General features: G+C 67.2%; 12 protein-coding genes. 5 read left to right on the top strand and 7 right to left on the bottom strand.

All coding sequences use genetic code 11. The features are described 5' to 3' along the window. Positions 1–8: 8 nt before the first annotated feature. The 4 genes from ACTTAG_RS16215 to topA form a co-directional block, all read right to left on the bottom strand. On the bottom strand, positions 9–935 hold the full coding sequence (locus ACTTAG_RS16215) for a lysylphosphatidylglycerol synthase transmembrane domain-containing protein (protein WP_444463237.1): 927 nt from the start codon (positions 933–935) through the stop codon (positions 9–11). 282 nt (positions 936–1,217) lie between these two features. Next, entirely contained in the window at positions 1,218–1,847 is a 630-nt protein-coding gene (locus ACTTAG_RS16210) for a 3-oxoacid CoA-transferase subunit B (protein ID WP_444465264.1), read from the bottom strand. Then, positions 1,847–2,548 (bottom strand): CoA transferase subunit A, encoded by a 702-nt coding sequence (locus ACTTAG_RS16205; protein ID WP_444463236.1) that lies wholly within the window; start codon positions 2,546–2,548, stop codon positions 1,847–1,849. Before ACTTAG_RS16205 ends, ACTTAG_RS16210 begins: the two co-directional genes overlap by 1 nt. 75 nt (positions 2,549–2,623) lie before the next feature. Continuing rightward, on the bottom strand, positions 2,624–5,251 hold the full coding sequence (topA, locus tag ACTTAG_RS16200) for a type I DNA topoisomerase (protein WP_444463235.1): 2,628 nt from the start codon (positions 5,249–5,251) through the stop codon (positions 2,624–2,626). A gap of 112 nt (positions 5,252–5,363) precedes the next feature. Here topA and ACTTAG_RS16195 point away from each other — a divergent pair, with 112 nt between their 5' ends. Then, positions 5,364–5,819 carry a hypothetical protein gene (locus ACTTAG_RS16195; protein ID WP_444463234.1) on the top strand — a complete coding sequence of 152 codons (456 nt, stop codon included), beginning with the start codon at positions 5,364–5,366 and terminating at the stop codon, positions 5,817–5,819. Between the two features lie 2 nt (positions 5,820–5,821). Here ACTTAG_RS16195 and dprA read toward each other — a convergent pair whose 3' ends face one another. Together dprA and tldD are read right to left on the bottom strand one after the other, a co-directional pair. Continuing rightward, positions 5,822–6,943: a DNA-processing protein DprA gene (gene dprA, locus ACTTAG_RS16190; RefSeq protein ID WP_444463233.1), complete on the bottom strand. Its 1,122-nt coding sequence runs from the start codon at positions 6,941–6,943 to the stop codon at positions 5,822–5,824. Between the two features lie 183 nt (positions 6,944–7,126). Next, positions 7,127–8,548 (bottom strand): metalloprotease TldD, encoded by a 1,422-nt coding sequence (gene tldD, locus ACTTAG_RS16185; RefSeq protein WP_444463232.1) that lies wholly within the window; start codon positions 8,546–8,548, stop codon positions 7,127–7,129. A 160-nt stretch (positions 8,549–8,708) separates the two neighbouring features. Here tldD and thrC point away from each other — a divergent pair, with 160 nt between their 5' ends. The 4 genes from thrC (at position 8,709) to ACTTAG_RS16165 (ending at position 13,453) form a co-directional block, all read left to right on the top strand. Further along, the gene (thrC, locus tag ACTTAG_RS16180) at positions 8,709–10,115 is read left to right on the top strand and encodes a threonine synthase (RefSeq protein ID WP_444463231.1); all 1,407 of its coding nucleotides are present in this window, start codon (positions 8,709–8,711) and stop codon (positions 10,113–10,115) included. Then, entirely contained in the window at positions 10,112–11,371 is a 1,260-nt protein-coding gene (locus ACTTAG_RS16175; RefSeq protein WP_444463230.1) for a M16 family metallopeptidase, read from the top strand. The genes thrC and ACTTAG_RS16175 overlap by 4 nt, the downstream gene beginning before the upstream one ends. Beyond that, entirely contained in the window at positions 11,371–11,955 is a 585-nt protein-coding gene (locus ACTTAG_RS16170) for a GNAT family N-acetyltransferase (RefSeq protein ID WP_444463229.1), read from the top strand. The genes ACTTAG_RS16175 and ACTTAG_RS16170 overlap by 1 nt, the downstream gene beginning before the upstream one ends. Positions 11,956–12,028: 73 nt before the next feature. Further along, a complete protein-coding gene (locus ACTTAG_RS16165) occupies positions 12,029–13,453 on the top strand; it encodes an FAD-binding oxidoreductase (RefSeq protein ID WP_444463228.1) in 1,425 nt (474 codons plus the stop codon). 217 nt (positions 13,454–13,670) lie between these two features. Here ACTTAG_RS16165 and ACTTAG_RS16160 read toward each other — a convergent pair whose 3' ends face one another. Beyond that, on the bottom strand, positions 13,671–14,201 hold the full coding sequence (locus tag ACTTAG_RS16160; protein ID WP_013068789.1) for an adenine phosphoribosyltransferase: 531 nt from the start codon (positions 14,199–14,201) through the stop codon (positions 13,671–13,673).

Below are 14,201 nucleotides of genomic sequence, written 5' to 3'. Positions count from 1 at the left end.
TGCGCCCCCTAGGCCCCGGCCCGGCCCGCGGCGCGCTCGGCCATCGGGAAGACCGCAAGGCCGATGGCGATGGCGAACCAGAGCGTGGTGAGCCGGATCACCGCGGTTGCCGGGACCGACACCTCAAGCGGCACGCCCTCGACGGAAAGCAGCGCGACCATCGCCGCCTCGGCGCCGCCAAGGCCCCCGGGGGCGCCGGTCAGCCCCCCGGCCAGCGTCGCGAAGACAAAGATCGAGACGGCTTTCCACAGACCGATCTCGGCGCCAAGGAAGCCCAGCAGCAGATGAAAGGCATAGCCCTCGGCCAGCCAGCCAAGGAAGCCAAGCGCCAGGATCAGCAAAAGCGTCGGGCCATGGCTGAAGCGCGCAAGCAGCCGCGCGGCGCCGCGGGCGCGGGCAAACAGGCGCGGGAACCGGCCAAGGGCGCGGTAAAGCGCGGTGAGCAGCGCAGAAAGCAGCCGCGGCCGGGTGGCGACGATCGCGGCCGCCAGTGCCAGCACGACCACCGGCACCGCCCCGGTGATATTGCCCGCGGCCAAAGCCAGCCCCAGCGCCAGAAGCAGCGCCATCACCGCCAGATCGCCCGCCCGGTCCATCAGGGCAAGCGGCGCCGTGTGTTCCACCGCCCAGCCGGTCTCGCGCCGCAGCCAGCGCATCCGCACCAGCTCCCCCAGCCGCCCGGGCGTCACCGACATGGCAAAGCCGCCCAGATAATGGCGCAGGTTCTGCGCGAGCCCGGTCGGCAGGCCCAGCCGCCGCGCCAGCCCGTGCCAGCGCAGGCTGCGCAACAGGTAATTCCCCGCGGACAGCGCCAGCAGCGCCGCCACCTGCCAAGGCTGCAACCGGGCCAGCTGCGCGCCGATCTCGGCCCAGCCGGTGGCCGAGCCCAGCCCCAAAAGCCCAAGCGCGACCAGCGCGATCAGGGCGAATGCCATCACCCGCTCGCGCCGGGGGCGCGCGGGACGGGGGGCGGAGATGTCGGGACCCTGGCTCATCATTCCCGGTCCTCTACGGGTCAAGTTGGGCGGCAAGATGACGCTGCTACGCATTCGCAAACCCTATGTGCCGGAAAGAAAGGGGCGCTGCCCCTCGCGGCTTCGCCGCTCACCCCGGCGTATTTGCACCAAGAAAAAGACCTGTTGCTTTTTCTTGGTGCAAATACGCCCTTCGCGCCGCAGGCGCAAAGCCCCGCCGCAGGCGGGGCCCTGCCTTGAGACTCAATCGACGATCGTCGCTTCGGTCGCCGCGCGCAACTCCGCCTCGGTCACGCCATCGGCCAGTTCGACGATCTTCAGCCCGCCCGGCACGACATCGAGCACGCCAAGGTTCGAAATGATCCGGTTCACCACCGCCTTGCCGGTGAGCGGCAGGGTGCAGGCGTGCAACACCTTTGATTCGCCCGCCTTGTTGGTGTGGTCCATCACCACGACGACGCGCTTCACCCCGGCCACAAGGTCCATGGCGCCGCCCATCCCCTTGACGAGCTTGCCGGGGATCATCCAGTTCGCCAGATCGCCCGTCTCCGACACTTCCATCGCACCAAGGATCGCCATCGCGATCTTGCCGCCGCGGATCATGCCGAAGCTCGTCGCACTATCGAAATAGGCAGTCTGCGGCAGTTCGGTGATCGTCTGCTTGCCCGCGTTGATCAGATCGGGGTCTTCCTCGCCCTCGTAAGGAAAGGGCCCCATGCCGAGCATGCCGTTTTCCGATTGCAGCGTCACCGAGACGCCCTCGGGGATGAAGTTCGGCACCAGCGTCGGAATCCCGATGCCGAGGTTCACATAAGTGCCGTCTTTCAGTTCCTTGGCGGCCCGCGCCGCCATCTGGTTGCGATCCCACATGATCACACCTCCCGCTTGCGCGTCGTGCGCTGTTCGATCCGCTTCTCGTGTTGGCCCTGAATGAGCCGGTGCACATAGATCCCGGGCAGGTGGATCGTGTCGGGGTCAAGGCTGCCCAGGGGCACGATTTCCTCGACCTCCATCACGCAGATCTTGCCGCACATCGCGGCGGGGGGGTTGAAGTTGCGCGCGGTCTTGCGGAACACCGCATTGCCCGAGGGATCGGCCTTCCAGGCCTTCACCAGCGAGACATCGGCGACGATGGCGCGTTCCAGGATATAGGTCTCGCCGTCGAACTCCTTCTGTTCCTTGCCCTCGGCGACCACGGTGCCGACACCGGTCTTGGTGTAAAAGCCCGGAATGCCGCAGCCGCCCGCCCGCATGCGTTCCGCCAAGGTGCCCTGCGGGTTGAATTCCAGTTCCAGCTCGCCCGAAAGATACTGGCGCATGAATTCGGCATTCTCGCCGACATAGGACGAGATCATTTTCTTGATCTGCTTGGTGTCGAGCAGCTTGCCCAGACCGAACCCGTCCACGCCGCAGTTGTTCGAGGCGATGGTGATGTCCTTGATGCCGCTTTCGACCAGCGCGTCAATCAGCAGTTCGGGGATGCCGCACAGGCCGAACCCCCCCGCCGCCAGCATCATCCCGTCGCAAAGAAGCCCGTCCAGGGCCTCCTTCGCCGAGCCGTAGATCTTGTTCATGAAACCCTCCCGTTACCTTGCGCAAAGCTTGGCAAGGCCGGGGCACGGTGTCAATTGCCGCGTTGCGGCGAGGGGTCAGTCCTCGACCACATCGCCCGCGGCGGCGGCCTTTTTCGGGGCGGCTTTCTTGGCGGCGGGCTTCTTGGCGGGGGTCTTCGCCGCCGCCTTCTTGGCCGCCGGTTTCTTCTCGGCGGCGGGTTTGGCGGCCTTTTTCGGCGCGGCCTTCTTGCCCGCCTTGCCGGCCTTGGCCTCCAGCAGCGGCAGGGCTTCCTCCAGCGTCATCGCCTCGGGCTCGGTGCCTTTGGGCAGCGTCGCATTGACCTTGCCCCATTTCACATAGGGCCCGTAGCGGCCGGGCATCACCTGCACGACGCCGCCATCGGGATGCTCGCCCAGCTCTTTCAGCGGTTGCGCCGCCGCGGCCGAGCCGCGCGCGCCGCCGCGGGCCAGTTTTTGCGCCAGAACCTCGACGGCGCGGTTCATGCCGATGGTAAAGACCTCTTCGACATCGGGCAGGTTCGCGTAGGTGCTGTTGTGCTTCACATAGGGGCCGAAGCGACCGATGCCCGCCTCGACCAGCGCGCCATCTTCGGGGTGATTGCCGATCGGGCGCGGCAGGTTCAGAAGCTGCAAGGCGCGCTCAAGGTCGATGCTTTCGGGCGACCAGCCCTTCGGCAGGCTGGCGCGCGGCGGTTTCGGCGCTTCCTCCGTCGGTTCGCCCTTTTGCACATAGGGGCCGAAGCGGCCGACCCGCAGCGTGATCTGCGCGCCGTCATCCTCGCCCAGCACCTTGCCGTCCAGCACGCCCGCCTCGCCGTCCGCCGGGGCCGAAAGCGGCCGCGTGTAGCGGCATTCCGGGTAATTGCCGCAGCCGATGAAGGCCCCGCCCGAGCGCGCGGTTTTCAGATGCAGCCGACCGGCCTGACAGACCGGGCAGGAGCGCGGGTCGGAACCATCGGCGCGGGCCGGGTAAAGATGCGGGCCCAGAACCTCGTCGATCTTCGAGAGCACTTCGCCGATGCGCAGATCCGAGGTCTCGCCCAAGGCGGCCGAGAAATCGCGCCAGAACCGGGCCAGCACGTCCTTGTAGGGACGATCGCCCGCGGAAATGTCATCCAGTTCCGTTTCCAGATCGGCGGTGAAATCATATTCCACATAGCGGCGGAAATAGTTCGACAGGAAGGCCGTCACCAGCCGCCCGGTATCCTCGGGGATCAGCCGGTTCTTGTCCTTGCGCACATAGCCGCGGTCGACGATCGTCGTCAGGATCGAGGCATAGGTGGACGGCCGCCCGATGCCCAGTTCCTCCATCCGCTTCACCAGCGTCGCCTCGGTGTAGCGCGGCGGCGGCTGGGTGAAATGCTGCTCGGGGGTGATCGCGCCCTTTTTGGCGGGCTCGCCCTGCATGATCTGCGGCAGCCGGGCGCCATCCTCGCCCTCGTCATCGTCGCGGCCCTGATCGTAGATCTTCAGGAAGCCGTCAAAGGTCACCACCTGGCCGGTGGCGCGCAGCTCGACCTGACCATCCTGCGAGCCGACATCGACCGTCGTGCGCTCCATCACCGCGGCCGACATCTGGCTGGCGAGCGTGCGCTTCCAGATCAGGTCGTAAAGCTTCCACTGGTCATCGGCGAGCTTCAGCTTTTCGGGCGAGGCCGACATGTCGGTGGGGCGGATGCATTCATGCGCTTCCTGCGCGTTCTTCGCCTTGTTTTTATACATGCGGGGGCTGGACGGCACATAGTTGTCGCCAAACCGGCGCTTGATCTCGTCACGCGCGGCCATCACCGCCTCGGGCGCCATGTCGATGCCGTCGGTCCGCATGTAGGTGATGTGCCCGGCCTCATAAAGCCTTTGCGCCGCCGACATGCAGGCCTTCGCCCCCATGCCGAACTTGCGCGAGGCTTCCTGCTGCAGGGTCGAGGTCATGAAGGGCGGATAGGGGTTGCGGGTGGCCGGTTTCGCCTCGACCGATTTCACCACCAGATCGCGGCTGGTGACGGCCTGCACCGCCAGCTCGGCATCGGTCGCGGTCGTCAGGTCGAACTTGTCGAGCTTCTTGCCGCCCAGCACCGTCAGCCGCGCGGTGAAGGTCTGGCCGCGCGGGGTGGTCAGCTCTGCCGTCACCGTCCAGTATTCGCGGGCCCGAAACGCCTCGATCTCCATTTCGCGCTCGACGATCAGCCGCAGGCAGACCGATTGCACCCGACCGGCCGACCGCGCCCCGGGCAGCTTGCGCCACAGCACCGGCGAAAGGTTGAAGCCCACCAGATAATCGAGTGCGCGACGCGCCAGATAGGCATCGACGAGGGCCTGATCGACCTCGCGCGGGGATTTCATCGCCTCGGTGATCGCCGATTTGGTGATCGCGTTGAAGGTGACGCGGCTGACCTTTTTCTTCTTCAGCTTCGAGGCCAAAGCCTGTTGCAGGTGCCACGAAATCGCCTCTCCCTCGCGGTCGGGGTCGGTGGCGAGGATCAGTTCGTCGTCATTGGCCAGCGCGTCGGTGATCGCCTTGATATGCTTCTTGCTGTCCGCCGCGACTTCCCATTTCATCTCGAAATCGGCGTCGGGATCGACCGAGCCATCCTTGGCGGGCAGATCGCGGACGTGACCGAAAGAGGCCAGCACGGTATAGTCGGCGCCGAGATACTTGTTGATCGTCTTGGCCTTGGCGGGGGATTCGACAACGACAACGGCCATGACTTCCTCTCGAACACGCGTGCAAACGGCTTGGCGGCGGAACATGTGGGGGGTTTGCGGCAAATGTCAATCCGGCTTCCGTCGCAACCGGCACGGGCGGAAAGGGGGAAAGATGCGGGGAATTGTCATTCTGGGGATGGTTCTGGCAGCGGGCGCGGCTGCTGGCATGGCGGCGGCGGGCGACTGGGAAAGCCCGCCGCGGGGCTCGCAGCTGCGGGCGGATCTGCTTGATGCGCTGCGCCCGATGGTGGAATGGGAACTCGGCGCGCCCATCGAATTCGTGGTGCAGGAGATGCGGGTGAAGGGCGATCACGCCTTTGCCATGCTGGTGCCGCAGCGGCCGGGCGGCGGGCGGATCGACATGGCGCGCACGCCGATGGTCGCGCGCGAGGAACTCGACCCGGAACTGGCCGAGGGCGGCGATCACGTCGAGGCGCTTTGGGTGAAATCCGGGCGGCAATGGGTGGCGGTGCATCATGCGGTGGGCGCCACCGATGTCTGGTATGCTTGGGAGCCGATCTGCGCCACCTTTCGTGACGTCATCCCCGAGGCCTGCGGCGGCCCGTAAGATCAGCCGCGGCTGAGCAGCCCGCCGGGGTGGCGGGTCACTTCGCCCTCGATCTCAAGGCCGATCACTTCACGCGACAGCGTGGCGGCGTCGATGCCGAGATCGCGGATCACCGCATCCTCGGGCGTGGGCGCCGGGCCAAGCAGCGCCAGCAGCTTCGCGCGCAGCCCGGTCACGGCGGGTTTCGGGGGCGGGGCCGGGTCCGGCTTCGGGTCCGGGCGGGGCAGGGGCGCAAGGCCCATCGCCTCGATCACATCCTCGGCGCCGCGGATGAGCGTCGCGCCGTCGCGGATCAGCATGTTGCAGCCCGCGGCGCGGGCATCCAACGGATGACCGGGAACCGCCATCACCTCGCGCCCGTAATCCAGCGCCATCCGCGCGGTGAGCAGGCTGCCCGAACGCGCCGCGGCCTCGACCACCAGCGTGGCCCGGGCCAGGCCCGCAATGATGCGGTTGCGCTGCGGAAAATGCCGCGCCTGCGGCTCGGTGCCGGGGGGGAGTTCGGACAGAAGCAGCCCCTCGGCGGCGATGCGGGCGGCCAAAGCGCGATTCTCGGGCGGATAGATCACGTCGATGCCGCCCGCCATCACCGCGATCGTGCCGCTGGGCAGGGCGGCCTCATGCGCGGCGGCGTCGATGCCGCGCGCCAGACCCGAGACGATTACGAATCCCGCCCGGCCCATCTCCTCGGCCAGTTTGCGCGCCATCCTTTGCCCCAGCGACGAGGCATTGCGGGCGCCGATGACCGCAATGCGCGGCGCGGCCAGCAGATCGACCCGACCCCGCGCCCAAAGCAGTGGCGGCGCATCGGGGAAGTCCAGCAGATCGGCGGGATAGCCCGGCGCCCCGGGCAAAAGCAGCCGCGCGCCAAGGCGCCGACCGGCGGTCAGCTCTGCCTCTGCCACGCCGGGCGGGCAGGGGCTGTAATCGGAAGACCCGGCGGCCCGGGCGATGCCCGGAAGCGCCTCCAGCGCGGCATGGGCGCTGCCATGGTCTTTCAGCAATCGGTGGAAGGTCGTGGCCCCGACACGACGGGAGCGAGCGAGACGGAGAAACGAGAGCTCGTCTTCTTCCGTGGTGGGTGGGGTGAAGGGGGTGGGGTAAGAAAACAAACTTGTTTTCATCCGTCCCTCCGCCTCGTCGCAAGATCAAATTGCCCCATTAATCTTAACAAACAGTTACCAAGACTGAGATTCACCTCAAAGTTGAGGAAATTTTTCAAGGAACATTCCAGAATTGCGCAGAGGGATCGGGTTTCCCCGTCTTTTCGGTGCATCACTGCGCAGAAGGGCCCGGAAAAGGCCGAATCATGCCGCCGAGCCGCCCACGGTCAGCCCGCCGATCAAGAGCGTCGGCTGGCCGACGCCCACCGGCACCCATTGCCCGGCCTTGCCGCAATTGCCGATGCCGGGGTCCAGCGCCATGTCGTTGCCGATGGCGCGGATCTGCTTCATCGCCCCCGGCCCGTCGCCAATCAGCGTCGCGCCGCGCAAGGCCGCGCCGATGACACCATTTCTCACCCGGTAGGCCTCAGTGCAGTTGAAGACGAATTTGCCGTTGGTGATATCGACCTGCCCGCCGCCGAATCCCACCGCATAGATGCCGTCCTTCAGATCGGCGACGATGGCGGCGGGATCGGCCGTGCCCGCCAGCATGTAGGTGTTCGTCATCCGCGGCATCGGCGGATGGGCGTGCCCCTCGCGCCGACCATTGCCGGTCGGCGTTACCCCCATCAGCCGGGCGTTCTGCCGGTCCTGCATGTAGCCGACCAGCACGCCATCCTCGATCAGCACGGTGCGATTGGAGGGCGTGCCCTCGTCATCAATGCTGATCGAGCCGCGCCGGTCGGGGATCGTGCCGTCATCCAGCACCGTCACCCCCCGGGCTGCGACCTGCTGGCCGATGCGCCCGGAAAAGGCCGAGGATTTCTTGCGGTTGAAATCGCCCTCCAGCCCGTGGCCCACGGCTTCGTGCAGCATCACGCCGGGCCAGCCCGGACCCAGCACGACATCGAACGCCCCCGCGGGCGCGGGTTCGGCCGACAGGTTCACCAGCGCGATCCGCAAGGCCTCGCGCGCGATCGGCTGCCAATGGCCCGGCGCGATCAGCCCCGCCAGACCGATGCGGCCACCGCCGCCATTGGTGCCGCTTTCGCGCCGCCCGTTTTCCTCGACGATCACCAAGACATTCACCCGCGCCATCGGCCGGATGTCGGACAGAACCCCGCCTTCGGGGCGCAGGATGAACACCTCCTGCAGGCTGGCCGCCACCGTCGCCGTCACCTGCACCACGCGCGGATCGAGATCGCGGGTAAAGGCGTCGATCTCGCGCAGGATCTCGATCTTCGCGCCGAAAGCGGCATCGGCCATCGGGTCCGTTGCGCCGTAAAGATGCCGGTTGGTGCGCGCGGGGGGCGGCGCCATCACCCCGCCGCCATCGCCCACGGCCAGCCGCGCGGTTTCCGCCGCCCGCTTCAGCGCCGCTTCCGAAATCTCGGTCGCGTGGGCGTAACCCGAAACCTCGCCGCGCACGGCGCGCAGCCCGAACCCTTCGGAGGCATCATAAGAGGCCGTCCGCACCCGGCCATCGTCGAAGACGAGGCTCTCCGAGCGCATCCGTTCGAGGAACAGCTCGCCGTCATCCGCGCCCGCCGTCGCCGCGCGCAGGATCGCCAATGCGCTGGCCTCGTCGATCTGCGTCTCGAAGGGGGCGAAGCGGTCCTGGCTCATCTGCGGCTCCTTTGTGCTTCCTTGCAGATATAGCCGCCCCGGGCGAAAGGAAAGGCAATCGCGCAAAAGCGAGGGCGGCACCGCCCCGGCCTTGCATGCTTGGGGCTGACAAGGTTTCCGTTCTCGCGTATCAGGCGTTACCGAAATCGAAGGGCGACAGATGCGTTATATCTCCACCCGGGGGCAGGCCCCGGTCCTGAGCTTTGCCGAAGCCATGCTGACCGGGCTCGCCCGCGACGGCGGACTTTACGTCCCCGAAACGGTGCCGAGCCTGAGCAAGGACGAGATCGCCGCGATGGCGGGGCAAAGCTACGAGGAGGTGGCCTATCGCGTCATGGCGCCCTTTGTCGGCGACACCTTCACCGAGGAAGAGCTGCGCGGCGCCATCGCCAAGGCCTATGCGGGCTTCGGCCATGTCGCCCGCGCGCCGCTGGTGCAGCTTGCGCCCGGCCATTTCCTGCTGGAGCTCTTCCACGGCCCGACGCTGGCGTTCAAGGATTTCGCCATGCAGATCATCGGGCAGCTGTTCCAGATCGCTTTGGCCAAACAGGGCAAGCGCATCACCATCGTCGGCGCGACTTCGGGTGACACCGGTTCGGCGGCGATCGAGGCCTTCAAGGGGCTGGACAATGTCGATGTCTTCATCCTGTTCCCGCATGGCCGGGTGTCGGAGGTGCAGCGCCGTCAGATGACGACACCGCCCGAGAGCAACGTGCATGCGCTGGCGCTGTCGGGCACCTTTGACGATTGCCAGAACCGGCTGAAAGACATGTTCAACGACTTCGCCTTCCGCGACGAGGTGGGTCTGGCGGGCGTGAACTCGATCAACTGGGCGCGGGTGCTGGCGCAGGTCGTTTACTATTTCACCGCCGCGGTCAGCCTTGGGGCGCCCGGTCGCAAGATCAGCTTCACCGTGCCGACCGGGAACTTTGGCGACATTTTCGCGGGCTTCATCGCGCGGGAAATGGGCCTGCCGATCGAGCAGCTGGTGATCGCGACGAATCAGAACGACATCCTGCACCGCTGCCTTTCGACGGGCGCATACCGGATGGACGGGGTGAAACCCTCGATCAGCCCCTCGATGGACATTCAGATTTCCTCGAACTTCGAGCGCGCGCTGTTCTGGGCCTATGGCAAGGACGGCGCTGCCGTGGCGCAGCTGATGGAGGAGCTGAAGACCCAGGGCGGCTTCACCGTGTCCCAAGGCGCGTTGGAAGCTTTGCGCGAGACCTATGCCTCGGGGCGCGTGTCGGAGGCCGAGACCGCGCAGACGATCACTGACGAACTGGCGCGGTCGGGCGAGCTTTTGTGCCCGCATTCGGCCGTGGGCGTCCGCGTGGGCCATGAACATGCCCGCCCCGAGGTCCCGATGGTGACGCTCGCCACCGCGCATCCGGCGAAATTCCCCGATGCGGTCGAGGCCGCGACCGGGCGGCGCCCCGGCCTGCCGCCGCGCATGGCCGATCTTTTCGAGCGGCCCGAGCGGGTGACGCGGGTGCCCAATGATCTGGCCGCCCTTGAAGCGCTGATCCGCAAGGCCAGAACCCTTGGGGAGCCCCGCGCATGATCGAGCTGACCACGCTGCCGAACGGCCTGCGCATCGTCACCGAGCGCATGCCGGGCCTTGCCTCGGCCTCGGTCGGCGTCTGGGTTCTGGCGGGCGGCCGCCATGAACGGCTGGACCAGAACGGCATCGCGCATTTTCTGGAACATATGGCCTTCAAGGGCACGAAGACCCGCTCCGCGCTCCAGATCGCCGAGGCGATCGAGGATGTGGGCGGCTATATCAACGCCTATACCTCGCGCGAGGCGACGGCCTATTACGCCCGCGTGCTCAAGGCCGATGTCGGTCTGGCGCTGGATGTGATTTCCGACATCGTGCTGAATTCGGTTTTCGACCCGCGTGAAATCGAGGTCGAACGCCATGTGATCTTGCAGGAGATCGGTCAGGCGCTGGATACGCCCGACGACATCATCTTCGACTGGCTGCAAGAGGCCGCCTACCCCGATCAGGCGATGGGGCGCACGATCCTGGGGCCGTCGGAAAACATCGCCCGCTTCGGCCGCGCGGATTTCGAGCGGTTCGTGGCGGAACATTACGGGCCGGATCAGATGATCCTCTCGGCCGCGGGTGCCGTGGATCACGCCGCGATCGTGAAACAGGCCGAGACGCTTTTCGGTCCTCTGCGCCCGGTGGGGGCGCCCGCGGTGCAAAAGGCGCTCTGGTCGGGGCAGGAACGGCGCGAGCTGAAAGACCTTGAGCAGGTGCATTTCGCGCTCGCCTTCGAAGGGCCGGGCTACCGCGACGACGATCTTTACACCGCACAGGTCTATGCGACGGCGCTGGGCGGCGGCATGTCTTCGCGGCTGTTCCAGAAGATCCGCGAGGAACGCGGATTGTGCTATTCGATCTTCGCGCAGGCCGGGGCCTATGACGATACCGGCATGATCACGATCTATGCGGGCACCTCGGGCGAGGAAGTGGCGGATCTCTGCGGTCTGACCATCGACGAGCTGAAGCGTGCCGCCGAGGACATGACCGAGGCCGAAGTGGCCCGGGCGCGGGCGCAGATGAAGGCGGGGATGCTGATGGGGCTGGAAAGCCCGTCCAGCCGGGCCGAGCGGATGGCGCGCAATCTGGCGATCTGGGGCCGGGTGCCGGGGCTGGATGAGGTGTCGACGCTGATCGACGGGGTGACGGTCGAGGCGGTGCGGTCCTATGCAGGCCGGATGATCGCGCAAGATCGCACGGCGCTGGCGCTTTACGGGCCGGCCGAAGCGGCGCCGGATCTGGACGGGCTGCGGCGGAGGCTGGCGGCCTGATGTTCCTGCGGCGTCGGAAACCCCAGGTCGAGACCGAGCGGATGACGCTGCGTCTGCCCCTGCATTCCGACTTTCGCGACTGGGCCAGCCTGCGCGCCGAAAGCCGCGAGTTCCTGACGCCCTGGGAACCCGCCTGGTCGGCCGAGCATCTGGGCCGCAAGGCCTTTGCCAACCGCGTCTATTGGGCGGCCCGGGCGGAGGCTGCGGGCACGGCGCTGCCGTTCTTCCTGATCGAGCGGGCGACGGGGCGGGTGCTGGGCGCGATCACGCTCGACAACATCCGCCGCGGTCCGGCACAGGCGGGCACCTTGGGCTATTGGGTCGGCGCGCGTTACGCGCGGCAGGGCTTCATGCGCGAGGCGATCGCGGCGGTGGTCGATCATGCTTTCGGGCCGATGGATCTGAGCCGGATCGAGGCCGCCTGCCTGCCGGAAAACGCCGCCTCGCGCGGGGTGCTGGAGAAATCCGGCTTCAAATACGAGGGCGTCGCGCAGGCCTATCTGCAGATCAACGGGCGCTGGCGCAACCATGTGCTTTACGCCAACCTGCGCCCGGATCGGCGCGGGCGCACCGATATCGGCTGAGGAAGCCGGGATCGACCGGGGAAGCCGGGGGGCTTCGCGCCCCACGGGCCCCCCGCGGGATATTTGAGGCAAGATGAAGGGGAAGGCCGTGCTGAACCCGGCGGATGCTGCTTTTGTGAAACGACTGGCCGTGGCGGTGCCGGGGCTCTGGCTGGGGGCGGCCGAGCCCCGCTATCTGGAAGAACCGCGCGGGCGCTGGCGGGGGCAGGCCGGGGTGTTGGCGCGGCCCGAGACGGTGGCGCAGGTTTCGGCGCTTTTGGCCTTTTGTCATGCCGAACGGGTGGGGGTCGTGCCCTTTGGCGGCGGCACCGGGCTTGTCGGCGGGCAGGTTGCGGCGGATGGGCCGGTGCCGGTGCTCATGAGCCTTGAGCGGATGCGGGCGGTACGGCAGGTCGATGGCCAGGCGCTGGTGATCGAGGCGGGGGCGACGCTTCAGGCGGTCCATGACGCGGCGGCGGCGGCGGGCAAGCGGTTTCCGCTGACGCTGGCCTCGCAGGGCTCGGCGCAGATCGGCGGCTGTCTGGCCACGAATGCGGGCGGCGTGAACGTGCTGCGCTATGGTTCGGCGCGGGCTTTGTGTCTGGGGCTGGAGGTGGTTCTGGCCGATGGCACGATCTGGCACGGGTTGAAGCGGCTCGCCAAGGACAACACCGGCTATGATCTGCGCGATCTGATCATCGGCTCCGAGGGCACGCTGGGCATCATCACCGCGGCCAGCCTGCGGCTGCATGAACCCCCGGCGGTCGAGGGGGTGGCGCTGCTGGCCGTGCCCTCGCCTGCGGCGGCGGTGGCGCTTCTGGGGCTGGCGCAGGCGCGGTTCGCGGGCTGTGTCTCGGCCTTTGAACTGATTTCCGGGCAGGGGCTGGCGTTTCTGCGCGAAGTCGGCCCCGAGGTGGCGCTTCCCTTTGCCGCCGATCCCGACTGGTCGGTGCTGATCGAACTGGGCCTGCCCGCAGGGATGGAGGCCGAGGCGGCCTTTGCCGATCTTTACGAGGCCGCGGGCGATCTGGTGAGCGATGCGGTCGTGGCGCAATCGGGGGCGCAGGCGGCGGCTTTGTGGCAGATGCGCGAATCGATCCCGCTGGCCAACCGCCGCATCGGCGCGATTTCCAGCCATGACATCGCCGTGCCGGGGGCCGATATTCCCGCCTTCATCGCGGCCGCGACGGACATGCTGCGCGAGATGGGCGATTTCCGTCTCAACTGTTTCGGCCATGTCGGCGACGGCAATCTGCATTTCAACGTCTTCCCGGCCGCGGGGCGGCGGCGCGAGGACTACGAGGCGATCCGCTCCGGGGTGATGGAAGCGGTGCATCGGCTGGTGGTGGAGCGGTTTGACGGCTCGATCTCGGCCGAACATGGTATCGGGCGGCTGAAGGTCGGCGAGCTGGCGCGCACGGCGGCCCCGGCGAAGATGGCGATGATGCGGGCGATCAAGACGGCGCTTGATCCGCGCGGCATCCTCAACCCCGGGGTGATCCTGCCCGCGGCGGGCTGAGATGGGCCGGAAAGGAATGCGCCCTGCCGGGGGCGGCAGGGCGCGGCACTTTTGGTTCACGTGTTTGCAAGCAGCCGAACCATCAGGCCCGCTCTCAGTAGCGCGATTCGGGTTGTCAAAAGGTTAAGCGCGTTAACCTCGCGGAGTTTTCTTCTGGCCGCGGCCCCAAAAGGAAAAGGCGCCCCGAAGGGCGCCCCCGGGGCCCTGTCGGACCGCCTTACGCGCCGTCGAATTCGCACAGGACATGCACCTGCATGCCCAGATCGCGCAGCAGGTTGCGCCCGCCAAGTTCCGGCAGATCGACGATGAAGGAGCAGCCGACGATCTCGCCGCCCAGACGCTCGACCAGCTTGATCGCCGCCTCGCAGGTGCCGCCCGTCGCCAGCAGGTCATCGACCACCAGAACCTTTTCGCCCGGCTGGATCGCGTCGTCATGCAGCTCCATGATCGCTTCGCCATATTCGAGCTTGTAGGATTGCGAAATCGTCTGCCCGGGCAGCTTGCCCTTTTTGCGGATCGGCACGAAGCCCTTGGAGAGCTGGTGCGCGATGGCGCCGCCCAGAATGAAGCCGCGCGCTTCCAGCCCCACGACCTTGTCGATCTGCTCGCCCGCCCAGGGGTGCAAAAGCTGGTCGATCGCCATGCGGAAGCCGCGCGGATCTGCAAAAAGCGTGGTGACATCGCGGAACATGATCCCCTCGTGCGGGAAGTCGGCGATGGTGCGGATGTAATCCTTGACGGTCTTCAT

The sequence above is a fragment of the Rhodobacter capsulatus genome, from assembly GCF_052363185.1.
Lineage (GTDB): Bacteria > Pseudomonadota > Alphaproteobacteria > Rhodobacterales > Rhodobacteraceae > Rhodobacter > Rhodobacter capsulatus_E.
Note: the sequence above shows the minus strand (reverse complement) of the source record. Positions and strands in the feature narration are given on the sequence as shown.